This window comes from Thiovibrio sp. JS02 (assembly GCF_053485635.1).
In genome coordinates this window covers 2425085-2447281 of sequence record NZ_CM130715.1, presented here as the reverse complement: position 1 = coordinate 2447281, position 22197 = coordinate 2425085, and the positions used below count along the sequence as shown (strand labels likewise).

Annotated in this window: 21 protein-coding genes; 3 read left to right on the top strand and 18 right to left on the bottom strand. The window is 59.6% G+C overall.

The features are described 5' to 3' along the window. Positions 1–71: 71 nt before the first annotated feature. The 18 genes from ACUUL3_RS11200 to ACUUL3_RS11115 all read right to left on the bottom strand — a co-directional run bounded on the left by ACUUL3_RS11200 (position 72) and on the right by ACUUL3_RS11115 (position 19252). Positions 72–2213 carry a glutamine synthetase III family protein gene (locus ACUUL3_RS11200; RefSeq protein WP_448551390.1) on the bottom strand — a complete coding sequence of 714 codons (2142 nt, stop codon included), beginning with the start codon at positions 2211–2213 and terminating at the stop codon, positions 72–74. A 173-nt stretch (positions 2214–2386) separates the two neighbouring features. Beyond that, a complete protein-coding gene (gene glnD / locus ACUUL3_RS11195; RefSeq protein ID WP_448551388.1) occupies positions 2387–4942 on the bottom strand; it encodes a [protein-PII] uridylyltransferase in 2556 nt (851 codons plus the stop codon). Further along, positions 4943–5281, bottom strand: a complete 339-nt coding sequence (locus ACUUL3_RS11190; RefSeq protein ID WP_448551386.1) for a P-II family nitrogen regulator — start codon at positions 5279–5281, stop codon at positions 4943–4945. 71 nt (positions 5282–5352) lie between these two features. Further along, positions 5353–6567 carry an ammonium transporter gene (locus tag ACUUL3_RS11185; protein ID WP_448551384.1) on the bottom strand — a complete coding sequence of 405 codons (1215 nt, stop codon included), beginning with the start codon at positions 6565–6567 and terminating at the stop codon, positions 5353–5355. A gap of 321 nt (positions 6568–6888) precedes the next feature. Then, complete coding sequence (locus ACUUL3_RS11180) at positions 6889–7782, bottom strand: flagellar basal body-associated FliL family protein (RefSeq protein WP_448551382.1); 894 nt, start codon at positions 7780–7782, stop codon at positions 6889–6891. 8 nt (positions 7783–7790) lie between these two features. Further along, positions 7791–8171, bottom strand: coding sequence for a response regulator (locus tag ACUUL3_RS11175; protein ID WP_448551380.1), 381 nt, complete (start codon positions 8169–8171; stop codon positions 7791–7793). Between the two features lie 189 nt (positions 8172–8360). Then, positions 8361–9143, bottom strand: coding sequence for a FliA/WhiG family RNA polymerase sigma factor (locus ACUUL3_RS11170; protein WP_448551379.1), 783 nt, complete (start codon positions 9141–9143; stop codon positions 8361–8363). A 53-nt stretch (positions 9144–9196) separates the two neighbouring features. Then, a complete protein-coding gene (locus tag ACUUL3_RS11165; RefSeq protein ID WP_448551377.1) occupies positions 9197–10090 on the bottom strand; it encodes a MinD/ParA family protein in 894 nt (297 codons plus the stop codon). A 17-nt stretch (positions 10091–10107) separates the two neighbouring features. Then, entirely contained in the window at positions 10108–11322 is a 1215-nt protein-coding gene (flhF, locus tag ACUUL3_RS11160; protein WP_448551375.1) for a flagellar biosynthesis protein FlhF, read from the bottom strand. 21 nt (positions 11323–11343) lie between these two features. Then, positions 11344–13410 carry a flagellar biosynthesis protein FlhA gene (gene flhA / locus ACUUL3_RS11155; protein WP_448551373.1) on the bottom strand — a complete coding sequence of 689 codons (2067 nt, stop codon included), beginning with the start codon at positions 13408–13410 and terminating at the stop codon, positions 11344–11346. Positions 13411–13604: 194 nt separating this feature from the next. Beyond that, entirely contained in the window at positions 13605–14675 is a 1071-nt protein-coding gene (gene flhB / locus ACUUL3_RS11150; protein WP_448551371.1) for a flagellar biosynthesis protein FlhB, read from the bottom strand. A 3-nt stretch (positions 14676–14678) separates the two neighbouring features. Continuing rightward, positions 14679–15470, bottom strand: a complete 792-nt coding sequence (gene fliR, locus ACUUL3_RS11145) for a flagellar biosynthetic protein FliR (RefSeq protein ID WP_448551369.1) — start codon at positions 15468–15470, stop codon at positions 14679–14681. A 17-nt stretch (positions 15471–15487) separates the two neighbouring features. After that, positions 15488–15757, bottom strand: a complete 270-nt coding sequence (gene fliQ / locus ACUUL3_RS11140) for a flagellar biosynthesis protein FliQ (protein WP_448551367.1) — start codon at positions 15755–15757, stop codon at positions 15488–15490. A 2-nt stretch (positions 15758–15759) separates the two neighbouring features. Continuing rightward, a complete protein-coding gene (gene fliP / locus ACUUL3_RS11135; RefSeq protein WP_448551365.1) occupies positions 15760–16545 on the bottom strand; it encodes a flagellar type III secretion system pore protein FliP in 786 nt (261 codons plus the stop codon). Then, complete coding sequence (fliO, locus tag ACUUL3_RS11130; RefSeq protein ID WP_448551363.1) at positions 16535–17101, bottom strand: flagellar biosynthetic protein FliO; 567 nt, start codon at positions 17099–17101, stop codon at positions 16535–16537. Before fliO ends, fliP begins: the two co-directional genes overlap by 11 nt. A 139-nt stretch (positions 17102–17240) precedes the next feature. Further along, complete coding sequence (fliN, locus tag ACUUL3_RS11125; RefSeq protein WP_448551361.1) at positions 17241–17636, bottom strand: flagellar motor switch protein FliN; 396 nt, start codon at positions 17634–17636, stop codon at positions 17241–17243. Between the two features lie 72 nt (positions 17637–17708). Next, positions 17709–18698: a flagellar motor switch protein FliM gene (fliM, locus tag ACUUL3_RS11120; protein ID WP_448551359.1), complete on the bottom strand. Its 990-nt coding sequence runs from the start codon at positions 18696–18698 to the stop codon at positions 17709–17711. A 53-nt stretch (positions 18699–18751) separates the two neighbouring features. Beyond that, positions 18752–19252 (bottom strand): flagellar basal body-associated FliL family protein, encoded by a 501-nt coding sequence (locus tag ACUUL3_RS11115; protein ID WP_448551357.1) that lies wholly within the window; start codon positions 19250–19252, stop codon positions 18752–18754. Positions 19253–19617: 365 nt separating this feature from the next. Between ACUUL3_RS11115 and ACUUL3_RS11110 the strand changes: the two genes are divergently transcribed. From ACUUL3_RS11110 to ACUUL3_RS11100, 3 genes are all read left to right on the top strand, one after another. Further along, a complete protein-coding gene (locus ACUUL3_RS11110; protein WP_448551355.1) occupies positions 19618–20559 on the top strand; it encodes a DUF362 domain-containing protein in 942 nt (313 codons plus the stop codon). A 117-nt stretch (positions 20560–20676) separates the two neighbouring features. Continuing rightward, positions 20677–21429 carry an enoyl-[acyl-carrier-protein] reductase FabL gene (fabL, locus tag ACUUL3_RS11105; RefSeq protein WP_448551354.1) on the top strand — a complete coding sequence of 251 codons (753 nt, stop codon included), beginning with the start codon at positions 20677–20679 and terminating at the stop codon, positions 21427–21429. 110 nt (positions 21430–21539) lie between these two features. Then, the gene (locus ACUUL3_RS11100) at positions 21540–22163 is read left to right on the top strand and encodes a Maf family protein (protein ID WP_448551352.1); all 624 of its coding nucleotides are present in this window, start codon (positions 21540–21542) and stop codon (positions 22161–22163) included. The last annotated feature ends 34 nt before the right edge of the window (positions 22164–22197 follow it).

Genomic DNA, 22197 nt, shown 5'->3' with positions numbered 1-22197 from the left:
CTTCGTTTTCTTCGCGCGGGCAAGAAAAAGGGGGCCGCAAGGCCCCCTTTGCGTGCGGTTTGAATGCAGGCTTACAGCTCGAAGAGCAACTCGCTGTAAGTCGGCACCGGCCAGAGATCGCTGGGCAGGATGGCTTCAAGGGCATCGATGTCGGCGCGCAGGTCGGTCATGGCGGTGAAGACCTTGTCGCGGTAGGCAGCGCCTTGCTTGTCAACCTTGTCGATGGCCTGGGCCTTCCTGGTTTCCTCTTCAAGCTTGGCCAGCTTCCTGGCGGCGGACTCGAGCAGCTTGCCGACATCCGCCAGCAGGTTCTTCTGCACGGAGCCGTATTTGCCAGCCGCCGCCGCGGAGGCGCCCAGTTCGGCGACATAGCGGATGACCGCCGGGATGAACTGACGCTTGGTCATCTGGATGGCGGTCCGCGCTTCGATGTTGATGTGCTTCGCGTACTGCTCAACATAGATGTCGTAGCGGGAGTGCAGCTCTTCCTTGGAAAGGACATTGTATTTGCCGAACAGTTTGATCGCCTTGGGGGTTACAAAAGCCTTGAGGGCGTCCACGGTGTTGCGGGTGTTGGGCAGGCCGCGTTTCTCCGCTTCCTGTGCCCATTCGGCCGAGTAGTTGTTGCCGTTGAAAATGATGCGGCCATGCTTTTTCATGGCTTCGGTGAGGATCGCCAGGATCTCCTTGTTCACGTCCTTGGCCTTTTCCAGGCGGGCGGCGATCTCATCCAGGGCTTCGGCGGCGATGGTGTTCAGGGCCACGTTGGGACCGGCGATGGACTGGGAGGAGCCGACCATGCGGAATTCGAACTTGTTGCCGGTGAAGGCAAAGGGCGAAGTCCGATTGCGGTCGGTGTTGTCCTTGGGCAGTTCGGGCAGGGAGTCCACCCCGATCTTCAGGGTCTGGCAGGCGCCCTTCTTGCAGATCTTTTCGCCCTTGGCCAGTTTTTCCAGCACGTCGGAGAGTTCCTGGCCCAGGAAAATGGAGATGATCGCCGGCGGGGCCTCGTTGGCGCCCAGGCGATGATCGTTGCCGGAGCTGCCGCAGGTGGCGCGCATGATGTCGGCATGGGTGTCCACCGCCTTGATCAGGGCGGAAAGGAAAACCAGGAACTGGGCGTTGTCCTCGGGGGTTTGGCCCGGATCGAGCAGGTTGATGCCGTCATCGGTGGAGAGCGACCAGTTGTTATGCTTGCCGCTTCCGTTTACGCCGGCATAGGGCTTTTCGTGCAGCAGGCAGACCATGCCGTGGCGCAGGGCCACCTTCTGCATGGTTTCCATGACCAGCTGATTGTGGTCGGTGGCCATGTTGGTGGTGGTGAAGACCGGCGCCATTTCAAACTGGGCCGGAGCGACCTCGTTGTGCTTGGTCTTGGAGGTGATGCCCATCTTCCACAGCTCGATGTCCAGATCCTTCATGTAGGCGGAGACCCGGTCCTTGATGGCGCCGAAGTACTGGTCTTCCAGTTCCTGGCCCTTGGGGGCCGGGGCGCCGAAGAGGCTGCGGCCGCAGGTCATCAGGTCGAGGCGCTGCAGGTAGTATTCCTTTTCCACCAGGAAGTACTCCTGTTCGGCGCCCACCGTGGAGATCACGGAGGTCGAGGTGGTGTTGCCCATGGCTTTCAGCACACGGAGCGCCTGTTTGGAGACAGCGTTCATCGAGCGGAGCAGCGGGGTTTTCTTGTCCAGGGCCTCGCCCTTGTAAGAGCAGAAAGCGGTGGGGATGCAGAGAGTCACGTCGCCGGCGGCATCCTCCTTCAGGAAGGCGGGGGAGGTGCAGTCCCAGGCGGTGTAGCCGCGGGCCTCGAAGGTAACGCGCAGGCCGCCGCTGGGGAAGGAGGAGGCGTCGGGTTCGCCCTGGATCAGCTGCTTGCCGGAAAACTCCATGATCACGCCGCCGTCGGCGGTGGGGGAGATGAAGGAGTCATGCTTCTCGGCGGTGGCGCCGGTGAGCGGCTGGAACCAGTGGGTATAATGGCTGGCCCCCTTTTCGATGGCCCAGTCCTTCATGGCGTTGGCCACCACCGAGGCAACCTCGGGGGCAAGGTTGGAGCCGGTATCGATGGTTTTGCGCAGAGCCTTGTAGGTTTCCTTGGGCAGGCGCTCCTTCATGACCTTGTCATTGAAGACATTGGCGCCAAAGAGCTCGGGCACCGGGATAAGTGCCTGGTCATAGTCATTGCCGCAAGAGCAGTTGCAGTTATCACACATTCTGTTTTCCTCCTTAAATACTTTGATTCTGAAGGGTAGATGAAAATTCCCCATGCCCTGTCGCAAAAAAAAGAGAATGGGAATATGTTTGCCTGCCACGCGGGCCGGCGTTGGTCCCTTGCTGCCTCCCCGGCCCGAAAAATGCCGGGTCTTCCTGCCGTCGGACGGTTCCGTTACCAGGCAAGCCGCGTTCCCGTGGCCGGTTCGCTGCCGGCAATATACAGGAGCGCCCTGGATATTTCCTCCTGAAAGGCGGAGTTGTTGATTTTTGTCGAAAAGCCGTCCTGGGTGTAAAAGACATCCACCACCTGATCGCCGTTGGTGCCGATTTTCGCCCGGTGGATATTGATCTCGAAATCCGCCAGCGTACGGGTGATATCGTAGAGCAGGCCCGGGCGATCATGGGCGTACACCTCGATGATGGTATAGAGAGCGGATGCCTCATTGTCCAGGACGACGCGGGGGGCGGCGTGAACCGTCTTGCCGTTGCCGGGCCGGTAGGTGGCGCGGAACTTGTCGACCAGACGGTGGGTAAGGCCGAGGCGGTTTTTCAGGGCCAGATTCAGGTCCTCCGCCAGGGCCTGCCAGTTTTGCCGCCCGTATTCCTGTTCCACGGCCGGCCGCACATTGAGGACGTCAACCGCAGTTCCGTCTTCCCAGGTGAATATCTGCGCCCGCACCACATTGAGGCCGTGCAGGGCCAGGGTGCCGCAGATCTTGGCGAGCAAGCCGGTGCTGTCGTGGGCCATGATCAGCACGGACCAGGATAAGCCATCGTCGGAATGCTCCATGATGGCTTTTTTTCTGTTTCTGAGTTCGCCGCGGAGTTTGAGGTGGTGGGCGACTTCTTCCGCCTGAAAGCTGAGCAGATACTCTTCCGGCAGGATGGAAAAATCAACGGGCTTCGTTTCCCCGAGCAGTTTCCGGATTCGGGCGAGCATCCATTCGGCGCCCTGCCGTTTGTCGGGAATTTCCAGATCCTTCCGGTCGAGCAGGTGGGAAATCTTGAGTGCCAGCTCCATGACCAGGGCAGCTTTCCACTCGTTCCAGGCGGTGGGTCCGGTGGCCTTGGCGTCGGCAATGGCAAGCTGATAGAGCATGGCCAGGCGTTCCTGGCTGTCGATCTGTTCGGCGCATTGCAGAATGAAGGCGTCGTCTTCCAGGTCGCGGCGCAGGGCGGTCACGGTGAGAAAGAGATGCTTTTCCACGAGAAATCTGAGACAGGCGGCTTCCGCCGCAGGCAGACCGAGACGTTTGGCTATTCCGCTCACCAGCTCGCCGCCCCGCAGCGAATGGTCTTCCTGGTGGCCTTTGCCGATGTCATGCAAAAGGGCGGCCAGGGTGAGGACATGGGGTGATTCGATGCCGACGAATGGTGTCTCGGCAAGGCTCAGTTTTTTTAGTTCCGCCACGGTTTCAAGCAGATGCCGGTCCACGGTGTAGATATGGTAAATGTCATGCTGGGCCAGGGAGTGAACCCTTTTAAACTCGGGGAGATAGGCGGTGAGCAGGCCGGTTTCCAGCATGACGGAAAGAACATTCCGCACGTCCTGCGCGTTTTCCAGGATGTCGAGAAAGGCCTTGGCCATTCTTTTGGAATGGCGCAGCTTGTCATCGATGAGGTGCAGGCTGGCGGTGACCATTTTCCTGCTGCGGTGGTGGATTTCCAGGCCGGTTTTCCCTGCATGGGCGAAAAGGCGCATCAAAAGATAGGGGCGTTTGTTGATGAGCTCCTGGGCGGTGAGGTGCAATCGTTCATGGCGCACGGCGATGCCCGGTTCGATGGCCTGCTCGGCCAGGGGTGCCCGGGGAGAGCCCAGGGTTTCATCGACATGCTCGAAAAAGAGATCGGTGGTGGTGGCAATGGTCTGCAGGTGCCGGTAGACATCCTGCATGAATCGCTCCACGCCGAGGATGCCATTGGCGTCATGGTAGCGGAAGGCCTTGGTCATCTCTTCCTGGTGTTCAAAAAAGAGCTGGTCGTTTTTTCTGCCGCTCAGATAGTGGAGGCGGTTGCGGATTTTGATCAAATGGTTTGCCGCCTCTTCAAATGCCTCTTTTTCGCGGCGGGACAAAAGTCCTGCTTCGGCGATGTCCTCCAGGGTCTGCATGCCGAAGAGGGCCTGCGCCACCCAGAACATGGCATGGATATCCCTGAAGCCGCCGCGGCTTTCCTTGATGTGCGGTTCCAGCTGGTAACTGTGCATGCCGTAGCGCTGATGGCGTTCATTGCGGTGATGCATCATGCTCTGCAAAAAATTCCGTCGGTGTCCTTCGATGATCTCCTGCCGGAAGGTCTGTCTCAGTTCGGTAAAGAGTTTTTCTTCCCCGGCCAGGGGCCGGGCGTCCAGCATGGCCACCTGAAAAAAGAAGTCCTGCCTGGCATCCGCCAGGCAGGCTTCCGGAGTTCTGACTCCATGTCCGACCTCAAGCCCCGCATCCCAGAGGGGATAAAAAAGAGCCTCGGTAACGGCGGTGAGCCGATCCTCAACCCGTGGCTCATGGAGGAGAAGGAGATCGATGTCCGAATAGGGGAAAAGCTCCCTTCTTCCGTAGCCGCCCAGGGCGATGAGGGCCATGCCGCTTTGCGCTTCGGGGCAGTTGGCAAAACAGTCGCCCAGGTAGTCATCGATGAGCTGCGAGTGCTTATGGAGGAGGGCCTGGCCACTCAACCCTTGCCGCCAGAGATATTCCAGGGCGTCACGTTTCGCCCGCAGCTCGACATCCATTTAAATCGCCTCGGTACCCCGTTCGCCGGTGCGTACGCGGATGACATCCTCAACCGGCAGGATGAAGATTTTGCCGTCGCCGATCTTGCCGGTGTTGGCCGCCTCGCGGATCCTGGTCACCACCTCTTCGACCTGGGAGGTTTCCACGATGATTTCCAGTTTGACCTTGGGGATGAAGTCCACAATGTACTCGGCCCCGCGGTAAATTTCCTTATGGCCCTTTTGGCGGCCATACCCTTTGACTTCCGAGATGGTCATGCCCTTGATGCCGATGGCGTTTAAAGCCTCTTTCACGTCGTCCAGCTTGAAGGGCTTGATAATGGCCTCGATCTTCTTCATAAAACGCTCCTTTTCGTCAATTGACGCAACCGTTCAACCCCACGATGGCATCGTTTATTGTCTGGCGTTATCTACAGGGAGTAGCCGATCTCACTGTGCTGGGTGAGGTCGAGTCCCTGGACCTCTTCCTCGGTGCTTACCCGGAGACCGACCAGGGCGTCAACCACTTTGAGGATGATAAAGGTTGCCACCACTGAGTAGACGATGGTCGTAAAGGCGTCCATGGCCTGAATGCCGAAAAGCTGAGGGTTTCCGAAGAAGAGTCCGTCCTTGCCGCCGGGGTTGACCGCGGTGGAGGCAAAAAGTCCGGTGGCCAAGGCGCCCCAGAGGCCGCCGACACCGTGTACGCCGACCACGTCCAAAGCGTCGTCATAGCCGATTTTGCTCTTGGCAAGAACGGCGAGATAGCAGAGTACGCCGGCGACCAATCCGATAACGATCGCCGAGTTGGCGCCGACAAAACCGGCGCCGGGGGTGATGGCGACCAGGCCGGCGATGGCGCCGGAGGCCGCGCCCAGGGTGGTGGGTTTGCCCTGCACCAGCCATTCCGCGGCAAGCCAGGAGAGAAGAGCCGCGCCGGTGGCGACCTGGGTGGTGAAAAAGGCGTTGGCGGCGATCCCGTTTGCGGCCAGGGCGCTGCCGGCGTTGAAGCCGAACCAGCCGAACCAGAGGATGCCTGCGCCAAGAACGGTCATGGTCAGGTTGTGGGGGTGGAAGGATTCCTTGCCCCAGCCTTTACGTTTTCCAAATACCAAAGCCGCGACCAGGGCGGCCGCCCCCGAGTTTATATGGATTACGGTGCCGCCGGCAAAATCGAGACCGCCGTGGCCGCTCATCCAGCCCCCGCCCCAAACCCAATGGCAGACGGGCAGATAGACCAGGGTGCTCCAGAGGACGGTGAAGAGCAGAAAGGCGGGGAATCTGACCCGTTCGGCAAAGGTGCCGGTGATCAGCGCCGGAGTGATGACCGCGAACATCAGCTGGAAAGCGCAGAAAAGCAGATGGGGAATGGTCGCGGAATAGGGGCCTGGTTCCAAGCCCACGCCGGCGAGGCCGGCAAAGTCGAGGTTGCCGATCAGGCCGTTCACATCAGGACCAAAGGCCAGCGAGTAGCCGTAACATACCCAGATAATGGAAACGATGCCGAGGCAGATGAAGCTCTGCAGCAAGGTGCTCAGAACGTTTTTGGCGCGGACCATGCCGCCGTAAAAAAGAGCCAGGCCGGGAGTCATCAGCATAACCAATGCGGTAGCCGTCAGCACAAAGGCTGTATCACCAGTATTCATGTTCGAATCCTTTATTCCCCTCAGGTTGTTTGAAAGATGAAACAAATTTCCGGTTGTATTGCGCAATGGGACAGCGTGGCCGTGCTTGTTGAAAGCAAACTTTATGCCAAAAGGGTTGTTTTGTTTTAACTTGTTGACAATAAAGGTGTTTTGCTATTTTCCAGGGGAATGGGGCATGGTTTTTTATTACAAAAGGGTAAGATTATTATCTGTGTATTACTTTTTTGTTGTTTTTTTGGGTTGTGTTTTGCGGAAAAAAGGAAAGGGTGGGAGTGATCGAAAGGGAGGGGGATACCTTTGTGCGATATTGTTGACGCAGGGTCAGCTGACAACGTAACGATCGAAGATAATGGATTCGATGGGTGCCCCTGGCCATTGTTTTTCAAGCCAGGCTCTGAGTTTTCTGTTCATTTCGCCCCGGGCCAGGGAGAATCTGCGCAGATCCTCAACCGGGTGGTTGAGGTAGAATTGGTAGATGATGTCGCGGACAAATGTCTTCTTGTCGGCGGGCGGCTCTTCCTGGGCATCGAGAGCGGCGACCAGGGTTATGTCCACCATGACGAAGGTGGTGGGTTGTTCGCCGTCCTGCGGGGGAACGGAGATCAGGAAGGAGGGGAAGGGCCATTTCTTGCGAACTTTTTCAGCAAGAGCCGGTTGATGTGGGGCGTCGCCGGCAGAACCCGGAGCACCATCAGGTTGAGTGAGCGCGCCTGCACCGCTTTGCGGCTGTGAATCGGCCGGTTGCGGGGCTGTTGCCAGGTCCGGCCCTCCGCTGCTCATAAAGAGGAGAACGCCGAGGAGGACCGCCGGGAGAAGATAAGCTGGAATCCGTAACGGTAAGGGCAGGGCTTGCAGGCGTTGCCACTGACTGCTTATCAGGGCGGCAAGCCCTGCGAAAAGGGAGGATGCGCTGGCTTTGAGGGCGGAGGGGGGGGCAGCGGCATCCCTGGCCGGCCGTTGCTGGTCGGGGATGCCGGCCAGGCTTTCCGCCAGGGAAGCGGCAAGGTCGGTCTGTGGCTTCCTGGTGCCGGAGGTTTGGGCTTTGTCGTCCTGGAAGAATCCTTCTTCCTCTTCTCCGCCCTCGGCGAAGAAGACATCGTCTTCCGCCTGGAAGGCGGATTCCCAATCCTCGCCCCAGTTTGCTTCCTCATGGTCGGCCGCGTCTTTAGGGGGGCTGGCAAACGGGTCTTCGGATTGGGGGCGCTCTACAGCCATGGTTCGGATCAGCCGAAAATCTTGGTCAGTTTCTCTGCCAGGGTTTCCGCGGTAAATGGCTTGACAATGTACTGGCTTACCTTGGCCTTAACCGCCAGGATGATGTTGTCCTGCTGCGCTTCCGCCGTAACCATGATAAAGGGGGTGTTGGCCATGCTCGCATCGGCGCGCACCGCCTTGAGCAGGTCAAGTCCGGTCATCTTCGGCATGTTCCAGTCGGAAATAATCAGGCCGATTTTTTCTGATTTGAGCACGTCAAGGGCGGTGGTGCCGTCATCGGCCTCGATGATGTTTTTAAACCCAAGCTGGGTGAGGATGTTTTTCACTATGCGGCGCATGGTGGCGAAGTCGTCAACCACGAGAATTTTCATACCAGGATCTGCAGCCATGTTACCTCCCTGAACAGCCTTGCCAAAGCATAACCCCGAGCATGGGGGCTGCCTGTTTCGTTGGAAAAAAATGTACTTTATTGTACCTGCAACATTAGGATTTGCAAATAAAAAAAGATAGTTACCGGATGGGGTTTCCGGTGCCCTCGGGTTGCGGCGGAGCGGCTTTGGGAAATCGCGCCCCGATCTTCAGCTGGCCAGGGCTTTTTTCAACTTTGTCCGCAGGCGGAGCATGGCCTTGCTGTGCATCTGGGAGATGCGCGACTCCGTATAGCCGAGAACCTCGCCGATCTCCTTCATGGTCAGCTCATCCTGATAGTAGAGGGAGACGGTCAGCTTTTCTTTTTCCGGCAACTCATTGATCGCGGTGGCAATGAGCTGCCGGATTTGCGATATGTTGATGGCGGTATAGGGATCCCGGTCATCCATGGCAAAGTATTCCGCCAGGGTCGGCTCGTTGGCCTCGGCTGATTTCTGGCGGAGAAATTCGATGTCCATGAAGGTGACGGCCTTGGTCTCGTCCAGGAGTCGATAGAAGTCCTCCATTCCCAGGCCAAGGGACTTGGCCGCCTCATCGTCGGTGGCGGGGCGGCCCTGCTTCTTTTCGATATCAGCGTACACCTTTTCCAGGTCGGTGATTTTTCTGCGCACCGAGCGGGGCACCCAGTCCAGGGCGCGCAGTTCGTCGAGCATGGCCCCTTTGATCCTGAACTCCGCATAGGTCTTGAACTGGACGTTTTTGGAAAGATCGAACTTGTTGATGGCGTCAATGAGGCCGATGATGCCGCAACTGATGAGATCGTCCACCGAAACCTGGGAAGGCAGACGGGCCGCCAGACGTGCCGCAATGTATTTGATCAGCGGGGTGTAGGTAAGGATCAGCTCGTTACGTTTTTCAGCGTTGAGCGGCTCCGACTGGCTGAAAAACGTATTCGTGTAGTCCTTGAATTTTGGCGACTGTTGTTTGTTCATGGCTGGTGCGTTCATGTGCAAAGTGGGTTCCGCTGTCATGTGTAAAAAGTATATTACAGATCAATCAGTCCCTGCCAGAAAAATTTTATATTCCCATCGGCTTTAACCTCAGGTTCTTCCTGCGAAATCTGTTTTGCCAGCTTGCCGAACATCCTGCTTGCCGGCGTGTCTGGATAGAGATCCGACACCAGGCGCTGTTCCCGGACGGCCAGGGGAAGTTTGCTGTCGTAGGGGATGTGGCCGAGATAATCCAGGGAGAGGGAGCCCAGGAAACGATCGGCCACGATGCTCAGTTTCCTGAACACCGCCAGGGCCTCTTTTTCGGAACGGGCAAGGTTGACGAGAATGCGGAATTTTTTCACGTCGTGCCGGCTGGAGAGTACTTTGACCAGGGCGTAGGCATCGGTGAGCGAGGTCGGCTCCGGGGTGAGGATGATGATGCGTTCCTGGGCGGCCAGGTTGAAGTAGATGACATTGTTGTTGATGCCGGCCGCGGTATCGATGAGCATGATGTCGATCTCCTGGGCCAGGGCGTCCATCTCGGAGAGGAAATAGAGACGCTGGTGTTCGGTGAGATCGGCAAGTTCCATGATTCCCGAACTGGCGGGCAGGATGAGCAGGCCGGCCGGTCCCTGCACCAGCACTTCCTGCAGGCTTTTTTCGCCCATGAAGACATGGTGCAGGTTGTAGCGCGGGGTAAGGCCCAGGAGGATATCCACATTGGCCAGGTTGAGATCGGCGTCAAGAACCAGTACCTTTTTTCCCCCCCGGGCCATGGCGAAACCCAGGTTGGTGACGATGTTGGTCTTGCCGACCCCGCCTTTGCCGCTGGTGACGCAGATAACCCTGGGCGGCGATTTGGGGGCGCTGCCGGGCCGCCTGGTTGCTTTTCTCTTCTGACTTTCCGAATGGGTCATGATTCGTTCCAATGTTTCCGCCTGGTTCATGGTTCGCGTCCTGTTGTTTACTGTGTCCATCTGCCCAAGGATTCGGCCGCGAGTTCCGTGGTCGCGGCCTGCCAGCCCTGTCCGAAGAGGGTCTGGAGAAACTCTTTGCTGGCAAGGAGAAAATCCTCCGGAACCCTTTGCCCGGTGCAGAGGCAGGAGATGGGCAGCGGAGAGCTGGCCAGCTGCTGACAGAGCGCGGCGTAGGCCCTTGTTTCATCCAGCTTGGTCAGGGCCAGGCCATTCACCCGCAGGGGATCGTAGGTCTTGAGAATATGTTGCAGGTCTTCCTTTTTGTAGGTGGCGCTTAAGACCAGATAGGCGGCCAGGCCGGGAATGGCGGCGAACCATTCGGCAAGTTCCTTGATGTGGCCCGGATCATAGGGGCTTTTCCCGGCCGTATCGATGATGATGAGATCCTTGTCCTGATGGCGGAGAAGGGCGGATTCCAAATCCCTTTTGCGCAGGGCGATCTCGCAGGGCAGGCGCATGATCTTGGCATAGGTGCGCAACTGGTCCGTGGCGCCGATCCTGTAGCAGTCCATGGAAAGGAGGGCAACCCGCAGCCCTTCGTGGATGCTGTACCAGGCGGCGATTTTCGCGGCCGTGGTCGTTTTGCCCACTCCGGTGGGGCCGACCAGGGCGACCACGTTCGGGCCGCCCTGCTTTTCCACCCGCAGGGGGATGATGCGCAGCTGGTCGATGATCTTGTCGCGCCACTGGGCAACCTGTTTCGGATCGGGCCGGGCCCCTTTTTTGCCGGTGTCGCCGATGGCGGGTTCGTGCGCGCGGCCATCGATCTCGGTCCTGGCGCAGTACTGCCGGCGCAGAAAGCTGGCAAACCGGGCGCGCAGGTCGTTGGCCTCGAAGTGGATCTTGTCCTCCGTGCCAGCCTGACTGGCAATCTTGGCGGAAAGGCTGCGGGCAAACTGGTCCTCTTTTTTTTCGCTTTTCTGCTGGGGGGCGCGCAGGGTGTGGTAGCCGTAGCCGCTGTTCGCCGCCCGCGGGCTACAGGCCTCCTCCGCCTTGGGTTCCTCCTCCGGCGGAGGCACGATCAGGGGCTCCTGGTCATACTCCATGGCCGCCACCACTTCAACCCGGGGCCGGCCCCGTTTGGCGCCGCCGTGCTCCTTGAGGGTCCGGGTGGAGAGAATCACCGCGTTTTCCCCCAACTCTTCCTTGACCATGGCCATGGCGCTGTAAGTGTCCGCGGCCTCGAAACGTTTGATTCGCATCGCAACTCCTGATTAGATTCCCTATCTGCGCGGGTTGATTTCCACTGTGCCCAGGGACTGCAATTTGGTCTGGGTCGTCAACTCATTATGGGAAAGCACCATGACGTGGGGCATGAAGCGCTCCATCAGCCGCCGGAAATGGCGCCGGACAATCGGCGCGCAGACAATGATGGGCTGGTAGCCCTCGCCGGAGACCTTTTCCACCAGATCCTTGGTGGAGGCGAGAATGCGCTGGGCCAGGTTCGGCTCCAGGTTCAGGAAGGCGCCCTGCTCGCTTTTCTGGATCGACTCCCGGACCATGTCTTCCACCTGGGTGGAAAGGGTGATCACGGAGAGGGTGCCCTGCTCATCGGTGTAGGCGCCGACAATGGAACGGGCCAGCTTCTGGCGTACATATTCGGTGAGGATATCCGGATCCTTGCCCATGGGGGAAAAGTCGGCGAGGGTCTCGCAGATGGTGAGCAGGTCGCGGATGGAAACCCGTTCCCGCAAAAGGTTCTGCAGCACCTTCTGCACCGCGCCCAGGGTGAGCAGATGCGGCACCAGTTCCTCCACCACCTTGGGGTGGGTCTTGGCCAGGTTGTCCAGGAGCTTCTGGGCGTCCTGCCGGCCGAGGAGTTCGTCGGCGTGGGTGCGGAGCACCTCGGTGAGATGGGTGGCGATGACGGTGGAGGGGTCGACCACGGTGTAGCCGGCCACCTGGGCCTCATCTTTTTTCTCCTGGCCGATCCAGAGGGCCGGCAGCTGGAAGGCGGGCTCCATGGTGGGAATGCCTTCGATCTTGCGTTTGGCCATGCCGGAATCCATGGCCAGGAGGTGGCCCATCATGATCTCGCCGCGGGTGACCTCCACGCCTTTCAAGAGCAGGACGTATTCATCGGGTTTGAGCTGCAGGTTGTCCCGCACATGCAGGGGCGGGATGATCATGCCCATGTCCATGGCGAACTGGCGGCGGATGGCGCGGATCCGTTCGAGCAGATCGCCTTCCTGGGATTCGTCCACCAGGGGAATCAGGCCGTAGCCCACCTCCAGTTGCAGGATGTCGAGGGGAAGCAGGCTTTCCACGGTTTCCGGCGAGCCGGGCGGCGGGGCGGCGGCCTCCTTTTTTTTCTTCTCCTCTTCGACATTCTTCGCCTCGGTTGCCTCCGCCCCCTTCCGGAAGGCCAGGAGGGAGATGGCGCCCATGGCGATGCCCAGGATGATGAAGGGGAGGTGCGGCAGCCCGGGGATCAGGCCGAAGAGGAAGATGATTCCGGAAGAAACCGCCAGGGCCTGGGGCTGCATCCCGAACTGCTGCATGAATTCCTTGCCCATGCTGACGTCCGAGGCGGCGCGGCTGACGATGATGCCGGCGGAGGTGGAGATGACCAGGGCCGGAATCTGCGAGACCAGGCCGTCGCCGATGGTGAGCAGGGTGTAGGTCGTCGCGGCCTGGCCGACCCGCATGTTCTCCAGGACCGCGCCGATGAAGAGGCCGCCCAGGATGTTGATGACCATGATCACCAGGCTGGCCACCGCCTCGCCGCGCACGAATTTGCTGGCGCCGTCCATGGCCCCGTAGAATTCCGACTGGCGGCTGATCTCGCTTCGGCGCCGTTTGGCTTCGGCTTCGTTGATCAGGCCCGCGTTGAGGTCGGCGTCGATGGCCATCTGTTTGCCGGGCATGGCGTCCAGGGTGAAGCGGGCCGCCACCTCGGCGATACGGCCCGAACCCTTGGTGATGACGATGAAGTTGATCAGGACCATGATCAGGAAGATGATCAGGCCGACGGTGAAGTTGCCGCCCACCACGAAGCTGCCGAAGGCCTGGATGACCTGGCCCACCGCCCCGACGCCCTCGTGGCCGTGCAGGAGGATGAGGCGGGTGGAGGCGATGTTCAGCGAAAGCCTGAACAGGGTGGTGATCAAAAGCAGCGACGGAAAGGCGGAAAAATCCAGGGGGTTGGTATTGTACATGCTCATCAGGAGGATGATGAGGCCAACCGTGATATTCAAGGAGAGGAGAAGGTCGAGCAGGATGGTGGGCAGGGGGATGATCATGACCATGAGAATGGCCACGACGCCCACCGCCACGAAGAGACTCGACATCTCGAGTTTTACCGCCTTGAATGCTGAGAGGGTTTCCGGTTTGTCGGCCATGGGATTACAGACTGTAAATCATGAATGAAAAATGAGGAATGAAGGATTGGGAAAAACCCCGGTTTCCCTTCGCCGCGGCGCTGGTTTTCATTCTGCTTTCTCCATTCTGCGTCATTGACTGTTCATTGCCTTTCCCCAGGAGGTCAGGCGCCTTTTTTCCTGAGATTGTATACGTAAGCAAGCACTTCCGCCACGGCCTGGAAGAGATTCTCCGGAATGGTCTCGTTTAAGCCCACGCTCTTGTATAGGGCCTGGGCCAGCGGTTTATCCTCCACCAGGGGGATGCCGTGTTCGGCGGCGACCTCCCTGATCTTTTGGGCGATGACGCCGGCGCCCTTGGCCAGCACGGTGGGAGCCGCCATGTTCAGGGCATCGTAGCGCAGGGCAACGGCCAGGCGGGTCGGGTTGGTGATGACCACGTCCGCCTTGGGCACCTCCGCCATCATGCGCTGCCTGGCCATCTGCATCTGGATGGAGCGGATTCTTCCCTTCACATGCGGGTCGCCTTCGGTCTGCTTGGCCTCGTCCTTGATCTCCTGTTTGGTCATTTTCATCTTTTCCATGAACTGCCAGCGCTGGAAGGCATAGTCAGCCGCGGCGAGGATGGCGATGATCAGCGCGGATTTCAAAAAGATCCAGAAGGCGACCCTGCTCATGAAGACCAGGATTGGCAGCGGTTCCTGATCCATGAGGGGCAGGATGCCGGGCATGGCTTTCATAATCTCCGTATAGGCCACGTAGCCGATGATCAGCAGTTTGGCGATGGATTTGACCACGTTTGCCAGGGTCTGCTTGGAAAAAAGCCGGGCAAGGCCCTGGATCGGGTCGATCTTGTCGAACTTGGGCGCGATTTTTTCCGTGGTGAAGAGCACTCCCACCTGGGCATAGTTGGCGACCAGCGCCACCACGAAGATGGCCAGCATGACCGGCGCCAGGATCAGGCCGGTGTGCAGCATGCTTTCCCTGGTGATCGTCGTCATGTTGCCCGGGCTGACCTCGATACTGTGCAGGTTGCCGAGATAGTGCCTGAGCAGCATGTACAGGTGTTCCATGATGAACCCGCTTGAGGCGTAAAGGGTGAGCAGGCCGGCGAGCAGCACGGCCGCCGAGGGCACCTCCATGCTTTTCGCCACGTCCCCCTTTTTCCGCGCCTCCTGAATCCGCCGCGAGGTGGGCGCCTCTGTTTTCTCCTGTCCGGAAGACTCGTCAGCCATCGTTCAGCCTCCCATCCCCATGCCCAGCTTGGGCAGCAGCCGCGCCATCATCTCGAAATTCGTGATCATCAGCGGCAGAAAGTACCCCAGCGACAGGCCGGCAAAAATAAGGCCGATGGCAATGTTCATCGGCAGGCCGACAATGAGGATCGGGATCTGGGGCACGGTCTTGGCGATGATGCCCATGGCCACATGGGAGAAAAACAGGGCGGCGCTGGCGGGAGCCATGATCTTGATGGCCAGGACGAACATGTGGGTGGCGCCCTGGATGATGGCGGTGAAGGTGGCCTGGGGCAGATGCAGGCTGCCGGGTTTGTTCCAGGCGAAGCTTTCCGCCAGGGTGGAAAAGAACATGTGGTGGCCGTCGATGGCGAGAAAGATCAGGATGGCGGTGAGGTTCCAGAGCATGCCCACCGGCGAGATCTGGGTGCCGAACTGGGGGTCCATGACGCCGGCCACGCCCATGCCCATCTGGATGCCCACCATCTGGCCGGCGGTTTCCACCGCGGCGAAAACAAAACGGGCAAAGAGGGCCAGAATGGCGCCGAAGACCACTTCGCTGATCACCAGAACCACAAAGCCCAGCGGCGAGCCGTCGAGCAGGCGTGGGTCAACCTCGACCACCGGCACCAGAATCAGGGCGGTCAGCAGGGAAAGCAGGATTTTGATCTGGGCGGGCAGGCTGCGGTAGCCGATCACCGGCATGAAAAAAAGCAGCGGCGCCACCCTGGTCAGGATGATGGCCAGGCGCAGGGTTTGGTTGAGGGTCCAGTTGAGCAGCGCGGTTTCTACCATGGGGTCCGATCTCTTCGCTAATGGATGATATTCGGGATGCTGACGATCAGATCATGGGTGTAGTCCACCAGCTTGCTGACCATCCATGAGGAGAGAAAGAGGGTCGCGAGCATGACGGCGACGATTTTCGGCACAAAGGTCAGGGTCATTTCCTGGATCTGGGTCACCGCCTGAAAAAGGGAGATGAGCAGGCCGACGGCCATGGCCACCAGCAGCAGGGGGCCGGAAAGCAGGATGGTGAGGGTGACGGCGTTCTGGGAAAGGGTGATGGCTTCCGCGGCGGTCATGATCACACTCCAAAACTTTTCACTAGGGAGCCCACGATCAGGTACCAGCCGTCCACCAGGACGAAGAGCAGGAGCTTGAAGGGCAGGGAGACCATGACCGGAGGCAGCATCATCATGCCCATGGAGAGCAGGATGCTGGCCACCACCATGTCGATGACCAGGAAGGGTAGAAAGAGCACAAAGCCGATGGTGAAGGCGGTTTTGAGTTCGCTGATCATGAAGGAGGGGATGAGGATGCTGGTCGCGACCTCATCCTTGTTTTTCGGCTTGGGCGCCTTGGCCAGGGAAAGAAAGAGTTCAAGATCTTTTTCCCTGGTCTGCTTGAACATGAAGGCACGTACCGGTTTCGCCGCCTCGCCCAGCGCCTGCTCGGCGTTGATCTGTTCGGCCATGTATGGCTTGATGGCGCTCTCGTTGATCTGGTTGAAAACCGGGGACATGATGAAGACGGTAAGAAAGAGGGCCAGGCCGATCAGAACCTGGGTCGGCGGCATCTGCTGGGTGCCAAGGGCGCTGCGCAGGAAGGAAAAGGCGATGACCAGCCTGGTGAAGGAGGTCATCATCAGCAGGATGGCCGGCGCCATGGAGAGGACCGTGAAGAGAAGGAGAATCTCGATGAGCACGGAAACCTGCTGCGGGGTCTTCGCCTCGGCCAGGCCGATCTGCAGGGTGGGAAGGGTCACGGCTCCGCATTTCTCAGGAAGCAGGAGGACGCCGGCGGCAAGCAGGGCCAGGAGGGTGAATTTCGCCGGCAGGTCTCCTGCCAGGGCAGTGGTTTTAGCGCGCATCGGAGGAGTTCTCCTGGTTTTCTTTGCTTCCGCTCGCCCCCCTGGCTTTTCGGAGGAGCGCGGCAAAGGAGGGCGGCAGCCCGGCCGGCTTTAAGCCGCCTTTGACGGCGGCGCGCAGGATTTCGTTGTCCGGGAGCCTGGCCAGGAGATTGATCTGCCGGTCGCTTATGCCGACAACCAGAAATTGGCCGGCAACTTCCAGCACCGCCACCTGTTTCCTGGGGGCCAGGATCTGCATGTCAAGCAGCTTGATGAGGCGGCCCTGCTGCGGGGAATTCTGCGCCAGCCCCATTTTTTTAATCCAGGCCAGCAGGAGCAGCATCAGGCCGATGACGAGGATCAGCGCGCCGATGGTTTTAAAGATGGTCGCGGTCAGAGAAAGCGTCTCGGCATTGCCGGCAAGGAGAAGAGGCGAGGAGGCGCCGGCCGCGGTCTGTTCCGCCAGAAGAAGGAGCGGGTCGGCAAGGTCCCGGAGCAAGGCGGCCGCCAGGGCGGCCAGCAACGTCCGTTGGGAACCCGCCAACGCGGTTTGTTTTGTCAGATGCTGATTTGTCATCGCGGTTCCATGCTTTTTTTGCCTTTCCGGGAGCGCATCCTTCCGGCGGCTGCCGAAAATTCCGGGGCAGGGCCGGCGACCGCGGGTTTATCCCGGTTTTGCGCGGGAAAGGGCGGAGAGTCCGACGTCGCCCCATTGTTCAGCCCATGTTTTTGATGCGGTCCGCCTGGCTGATTATTTCCGTGATCCGCACCCCGAAGCGCTCGTTGACCACGATAACCTCGCCCTTGCCGAGCAGCTTGTTGTTGACAAAGATTTCCACCGGTTCGCCGGCGGCCTTGTCCAGTTCCACCACCGAACCCTGGGTCAGCTGGAGCATCTTGTTGATGATCATGCTGGTCCTGCCCAGCTCCACCGTCACCTCCAGGGGAATGTCCAGGAGGAAGTCCAGGTTCTGGGTGCCGGCAGGCGCGGTGGCGGCCCCGTCTCCCAGTTCGGCAAAGGCAGGGGTCTGGGTTCCGGCGGCATCCTGTTCGGACAGGGCGGCTGCCCAATCGTCTCCGGCTGCATCGCTATGGGCTTTGTCGTCAGCCATGGGTTTCTCCTCGTGATTTCAGATCGTTCCGTGATGGGCGCTGGTGTCGGCAGCGGCCTGGTTCTTTGTTTTTCAGTCTCTTTCCGGGTCCAGCACTTTCTTTTTGATGAGCAAGGCATTATTGCCGCGATGTACGCCCGGGGTACCCATGTATTTCCGCTCTCCCTGGACAAAGACGGGGAGCAGGGCGTCGGTGCGGCGTTCGAGCTGGATGATGTCGCCGGCCTCAAGCTCCATGACATCCCCGGCGGTGACGGAAGCCTTGCCGAGTTCCACCCGGACCTGCACCGGCACGTTTTTTATGTTCTCGGTGAGGATCCGCTTGATGATGATGTCTTCATCGCTCTGTTCCCGCTGGAAGGTGGTGAGCAGCTTGCCCTTGACCGACTCCAGGTTGTTCATGGGGATGCAGACGGTGATGCTGCCCACGGCCCGGTCCATGTCCACATCGTAGCGGGTGATGATCACCACGTCTTCCGGCTGACAGATTTTCGCGAACTGCGGGTTGATTTCGCTCCTGATGTACTGCACCTTGAGGGGTTGCAGGTTGTACCAGGCCTTTTCCAGGTCATTGAGCAGCAGATTTACCACCCGGCGGATGAGGCGCTGCTCGATGGCGGTGAAATCGCGGCCCTCGATGCGGATGTTTCTCGCCCCGGTGCCGCCGAGAAAGTTTTCCACCAGGGTGAAGACCAGTTTCGGTTCGAGCACGATGAGGGCGTGGCCGCGAAAGGGCGCCATCCGAAAGATCTGCAGGCTGCTCGGTACCGGCAGGGTGCGGACAAAGGCGCCGAAACGCTCCAGTTCCATGGGCGCGGAGGTCAGATCGATGATGCGGCGCAGGGTGGTGGAGAGCGAGGTGCGCACCGAGCGCATGAAGGCGTCGGAGATCGCCTCCATGGCCGGCATCTTGATCTGGACAATCCTTTCCTGCCGGGTGAAGTCATAGGGCTGATAGCCCAGAGCCTCCGCATCAATGGGCTCTTCGGGCTCCTCGATCTCGCCGCCTGAAATTCCCTTGAGTAGGGCGTCAACCTCGTCCTGGCTGAGAATCTGTTCCATGGTGTCTGGCTGCCCGTGATGGCGTTATTGGCAAAAGATGCAGAGGCCTGCGCCTACTGCACGACAAATTCCGTGAAGTAAATATTCTTGACGCGGTCCGGCCGCATGATCTGATTGAAGCGTTCGAGCAGCTCGTCCCGGACCCGGATCTTTCCTTCCGGGGTCATGACCTCCTCAAAGCCCAGACTGGTGAGCATCACGATCACCATGTCGCGCAGCTTCGGCGTCACCTTGGTGGCTTTGTCCAGGGCAAGGGGATCCTCAAGCTCGATCTCGATTTTCACCTTGAGGTAGCGTTTGCCTTTCGGGTCCGCCAGATTGACGACAAAGGGTTCGAGCGCCAGAATCTCACCGATCACCGGCGGCGGAGGCTTGCTGGGGTCATCCTTGCCGGCCTCTTCAACGGCGGGTTTGGGCGCGAGAAATTTGGTGTAGGCGAAAAAGCCGCCGCCGCCCAAGATCATGATGGCCACGCCGAGAGCGATGAAGAAAAACAGTTTTGATTTTTTCTTGGGCCCCTGCTCCGCTGCTTGGGCATCTTTTTCATCAGCCATGGAATCGTTTCTCCTTTTGCAAAGGGAACGCCAAAAAAAAATGAGGCGCTTCTACTTCGCCTTGACTATAAAGCAAGCATCGTGCCGAAGAGAAAATTCTTGTTTTAATTTAGCTGTAAATTGTCGTTAATTCAATGGATTTCTGAGGAATCGCGGGCGGAAGGCCTGCTTGCGCCGGACAAGGCATCTCCTCATTCCTTCGTCATAATTTTGACATGGATGGCGGGAGCGTCAAAAAAATATGCGACGCGAGAAGGGGTTCCGGAGTTTTCCGCCCGAAAAATCAGAGGTTGCGGGAGAGCGGAAAGCCAGGGCGCCGGAGCCTCTGTTCCTGTGCGATTCCTCTTTGTCTTGTGGAGAAGGTGATGGAACTGAGGGAGAGACGGGTGAGTCTCGCGGCCTGCCGCCAATATGATCGGAAACTGATCAGGAATGAGATCGAACAGCTTGCCGCGGGCCTTGATTTTTCCTGCCCTGCCGGCAGCAGGGTGCTGCTCAAACCCAATCTGGTTTCCGCGGTGCGCAACAGGAATCTCGCCTGCACCCACCCCGAGTTCATTGCCGCGGCCGCCGAATGGTTTCTTGAACAGGGGGCCCGGGTTTCCATCGGCGATTCGCCCGCCTTCGGCACGGCAAAGGGGGTGATGCGGGTCTGTGGCATTACCGAGGCGCTGAAAGGATTGCCCGTTGCCCTGATCAACTTCGAGGAGCCACGCCCGGTCCGTCTCGCCTCCGGCCTCGTGGTGGGAGTGGCCCCGGCCGTGTTGGAATGCGATCTTTTGGTCAACCTGCCCAAGGTCAAGGCGCACGGTCAGCTCTATCTGTCCCTGGCGGTGAAAAACTATTTCGGTTCGGTGGTCGGCTTTCGCAAGCCTTGGCTGCATGCCAGGCATGGCGATATCGATAACCGCTTCGAGGCCCTGCTCGTGGATCTGCTTGGCGTTCTGCCCGCAGGGCTGTCGCTGGCCGACGGCATTGTCGCCATGCATGTGGACGGGCCGGTGAACGGTCAGCCTTATCCCCTGGGGCTTCTCGCGGCAGGCGTCAATCCGGTTGCCCTGGACACCGCCCTGATCGCGGTACTCGGTCTGCCGGCGGCGGCAAGCCCCCTCTGGCGTGAATGTGCGAGGCGGCGACTTGCCGGCTGTACGCTCGCCGAACTCGCCTTTCCCCTCCGCCGGCCGGAGGAGCTGGCGGTCACGGGGTTTCAGGCGCCCAAAAAGTTGAAGCCCGTCAGTTTTCATCCCTGGCGTCTTTTGACCGGGGCGCTGAAAAGGGTGCGGGCCGGCTGGCGGGACGGGGAATGAGCCAGCCAGGCAAAGGCTGAAAGTCCTCTTTACATTCTGTTGTGAAAATTTTATCGTGGCAGGCACTTAACTGTGATACACCTTTTATCATAAAGGACACGAGAGAGGTATTCGTCCATGTACAATCTGCAGGGAAAAGTTGCCCTGGTAACCGGCAGTTCCCGGGGAATCGGCAAGGCCATCGCGGTGCGGCTCGCGGAAAACGGCGTCGATCTGGTGGTCAACTATGTGCGCCATCGCCAGGATGCGGAAGCCACCGCCCGGCTCATCGAAGAAAAGGGAGTGCGTTGCCTGGTGGTCAAGGCCAATGTGGCCAACGACGAAGACCTGGCCGCCATGTTCGAGCTGATCAACGTCGAATTCGGTCGCCTTGATTATCTGATCAGCAACGCGGCCTCCGGCGTTCTGAAACCTGCTCTGGAGCTGAGCAGCCGCCACTGGAACTGGGCCATGGATATCAATGCCCGGGCTCTGCTTTCCCTGACCCAGCAGGCGGTGCCTCTGATGAGCAGGGGCGCCCGGATCATGGCGGTTTCCAGCATGGGTGCGGTGCGGGCCGTGGAAAATTATACGGCGGTGGGCGCTTCCAAGGCGGCCCTGGAGTCGCTGGTGCGCCATCTTGCCGTGGAGCTCGGTCCCCGCGGGATCAATGTCAATACGATCAGCGCCGGCGCAGTGGATACCGAGGCCCTGAAAAAATTTCCCAACCGGGAGCAGATCCTGGGAGGGGCCCTCGCCAGGACGCCGCTGGGCCGGCTCACCACCCCGGAGGATGTCGCGGACGTGGCGCTGTTTCTCTGCAGCGATCTTGCCACCATGATCCAGGGGCAGACCATCGTCGTGGACGGCGGTTATTCCATCAGGGCCTGAGCCGGCGGAGAAGAACACAGAACCGAGAATGCAGAATTTGCCGGGGAAAATTTTCAAGAACGCGAGCTCCCGCATTCCGCGTGCTCCATTTTTACCCTGGCGGCTGTGAGATGAGCGGCCTTTTCCACGCCACGGCTCCCCTGGTGCTTGCCTCCGGTTCGCCCAGGCGCCGGGATTTTCTCGCCGGTCTGGGCCTTGCCTTTATCGTGCAGAAGGCGGATATCGACGAAAGCCCGCGGGCCGGAGAAAAGGCCTGCGCCTTTGTGGCGCGGCTGGCCGGGGAGAAAGCCGCGGCGGTTGCCGAGCGGCATCCAACCCCCTGGGTCCTGGCCGCCGATACCGTGGTGGTGGCGGATGATCAGATTCTCGGCAAACCCAGGGATGCGGATGAGGCCCTGGAGATGCTCCTGCGCCTTTCCGGCCGCTGGCATGAGGTCTGGACCGGCTTCTGTCTCAGGCAGGGGGGGAGCGGCCGGCAGGTGGCCGTTGAGGTGCGCACCAGGGTCCGGTTCATGGCCCTTGACCCCGTCCTCTGTTCGGCGTACGTCCGGACCGGGGAGCCCCTTGATAAGGCGGGCGCGTACGGCATCCAGGGGAAAGGCGCCTTCCTGGTGGAAGAAATTGAAGGCTCCTATACCAACGTGGTGGGCTTGCCCCTGGCCGAGGTTCTCGCCGAGTTGCTTCGCTTCGGGGTCATCGCGCCAAACAGCGATGGCATCGTAAAACAATCCTGACCCGCCGGTCCGGGAAGATCCTTGAGGAAGAACG

Coding starts and splice junctions, on each gene's coding strand:
- fabL (WP_448551354.1), top strand. CDS start 20,677: ATGTACAATCTGCAGGGAAAAGTTGCCCTGGTAACCGGCAGTTCCCGG.
- ACUUL3_RS11200 (WP_448551390.1), bottom strand. CDS start 2,213: ATGTGTGATAACTGCAACTGCTCTTGCGGCAATGACTATGACCAGGCA.
- ACUUL3_RS11180 (WP_448551382.1), bottom strand. CDS start 7,782: ATGGCTGTAGAGCGCCCCCAATCCGAAGACCCGTTTGCCAGCCCCCCT.
- fliN (WP_448551361.1), bottom strand. CDS start 17,636: ATGGCTGACGACAAAGCCCATAGCGATGCAGCCGGAGACGATTGGGCA.
- ACUUL3_RS11110 (WP_448551355.1), top strand. CDS start 19,618: ATGGAACTGAGGGAGAGACGGGTGAGTCTCGCGGCCTGCCGCCAATAT.
- flhA (WP_448551373.1), bottom strand. CDS start 13,410: ATGTCGAGTCTCTTCGTGGCGGTGGGCGTCGTGGCCATTCTCATGGTC.
- glnD (WP_448551388.1), bottom strand. CDS start 4,942: ATGGATGTCGAGCTGCGGGCGAAACGTGACGCCCTGGAATATCTCTGG.
- fliR (WP_448551369.1), bottom strand. CDS start 15,470: ATGGTAGAAACCGCGCTGCTCAACTGGACCCTCAACCAAACCCTGCGC.
- fliM (WP_448551359.1), bottom strand. CDS start 18,698: ATGGAACAGATTCTCAGCCAGGACGAGGTTGACGCCCTACTCAAGGGA.
- ACUUL3_RS11100 (WP_448551352.1), top strand. CDS start 21,540: ATGAGCGGCCTTTTCCACGCCACGGCTCCCCTGGTGCTTGCCTCCGGT.
- ACUUL3_RS11165 (WP_448551377.1), bottom strand. CDS start 10,090: ATGAACCAGGCGGAAACATTGGAACGAATCATGACCCATTCGGAAAGT.
- ACUUL3_RS11190 (WP_448551386.1), bottom strand. CDS start 5,281: ATGAAGAAGATCGAGGCCATTATCAAGCCCTTCAAGCTGGACGACGTG.
- ACUUL3_RS11115 (WP_448551357.1), bottom strand. CDS start 19,252: ATGGCTGATGAAAAAGATGCCCAAGCAGCGGAGCAGGGGCCCAAGAAA.
- fliQ (WP_448551367.1), bottom strand. CDS start 15,757: ATGACCGCCGCGGAAGCCATCACCCTTTCCCAGAACGCCGTCACCCTC.
- fliP (WP_448551365.1), bottom strand. CDS start 16,545: ATGCGCGCTAAAACCACTGCCCTGGCAGGAGACCTGCCGGCGAAATTC.
- ACUUL3_RS11185 (WP_448551384.1), bottom strand. CDS start 6,567: ATGAATACTGGTGATACAGCCTTTGTGCTGACGGCTACCGCATTGGTT.
- ACUUL3_RS11175 (WP_448551380.1), bottom strand. CDS start 8,171: ATGGCTGCAGATCCTGGTATGAAAATTCTCGTGGTTGACGACTTCGCC.
- flhB (WP_448551371.1), bottom strand. CDS start 14,675: ATGGCTGACGAGTCTTCCGGACAGGAGAAAACAGAGGCGCCCACCTCG.
- fliO (WP_448551363.1), bottom strand. CDS start 17,101: ATGACAAATCAGCATCTGACAAAACAAACCGCGTTGGCGGGTTCCCAA.
- ACUUL3_RS11170 (WP_448551379.1), bottom strand. CDS start 9,143: ATGAACAAACAACAGTCGCCAAAATTCAAGGACTACACGAATACGTTT.
- flhF (WP_448551375.1), bottom strand. CDS start 11,322: ATGCGAATCAAACGTTTCGAGGCCGCGGACACTTACAGCGCCATGGCC.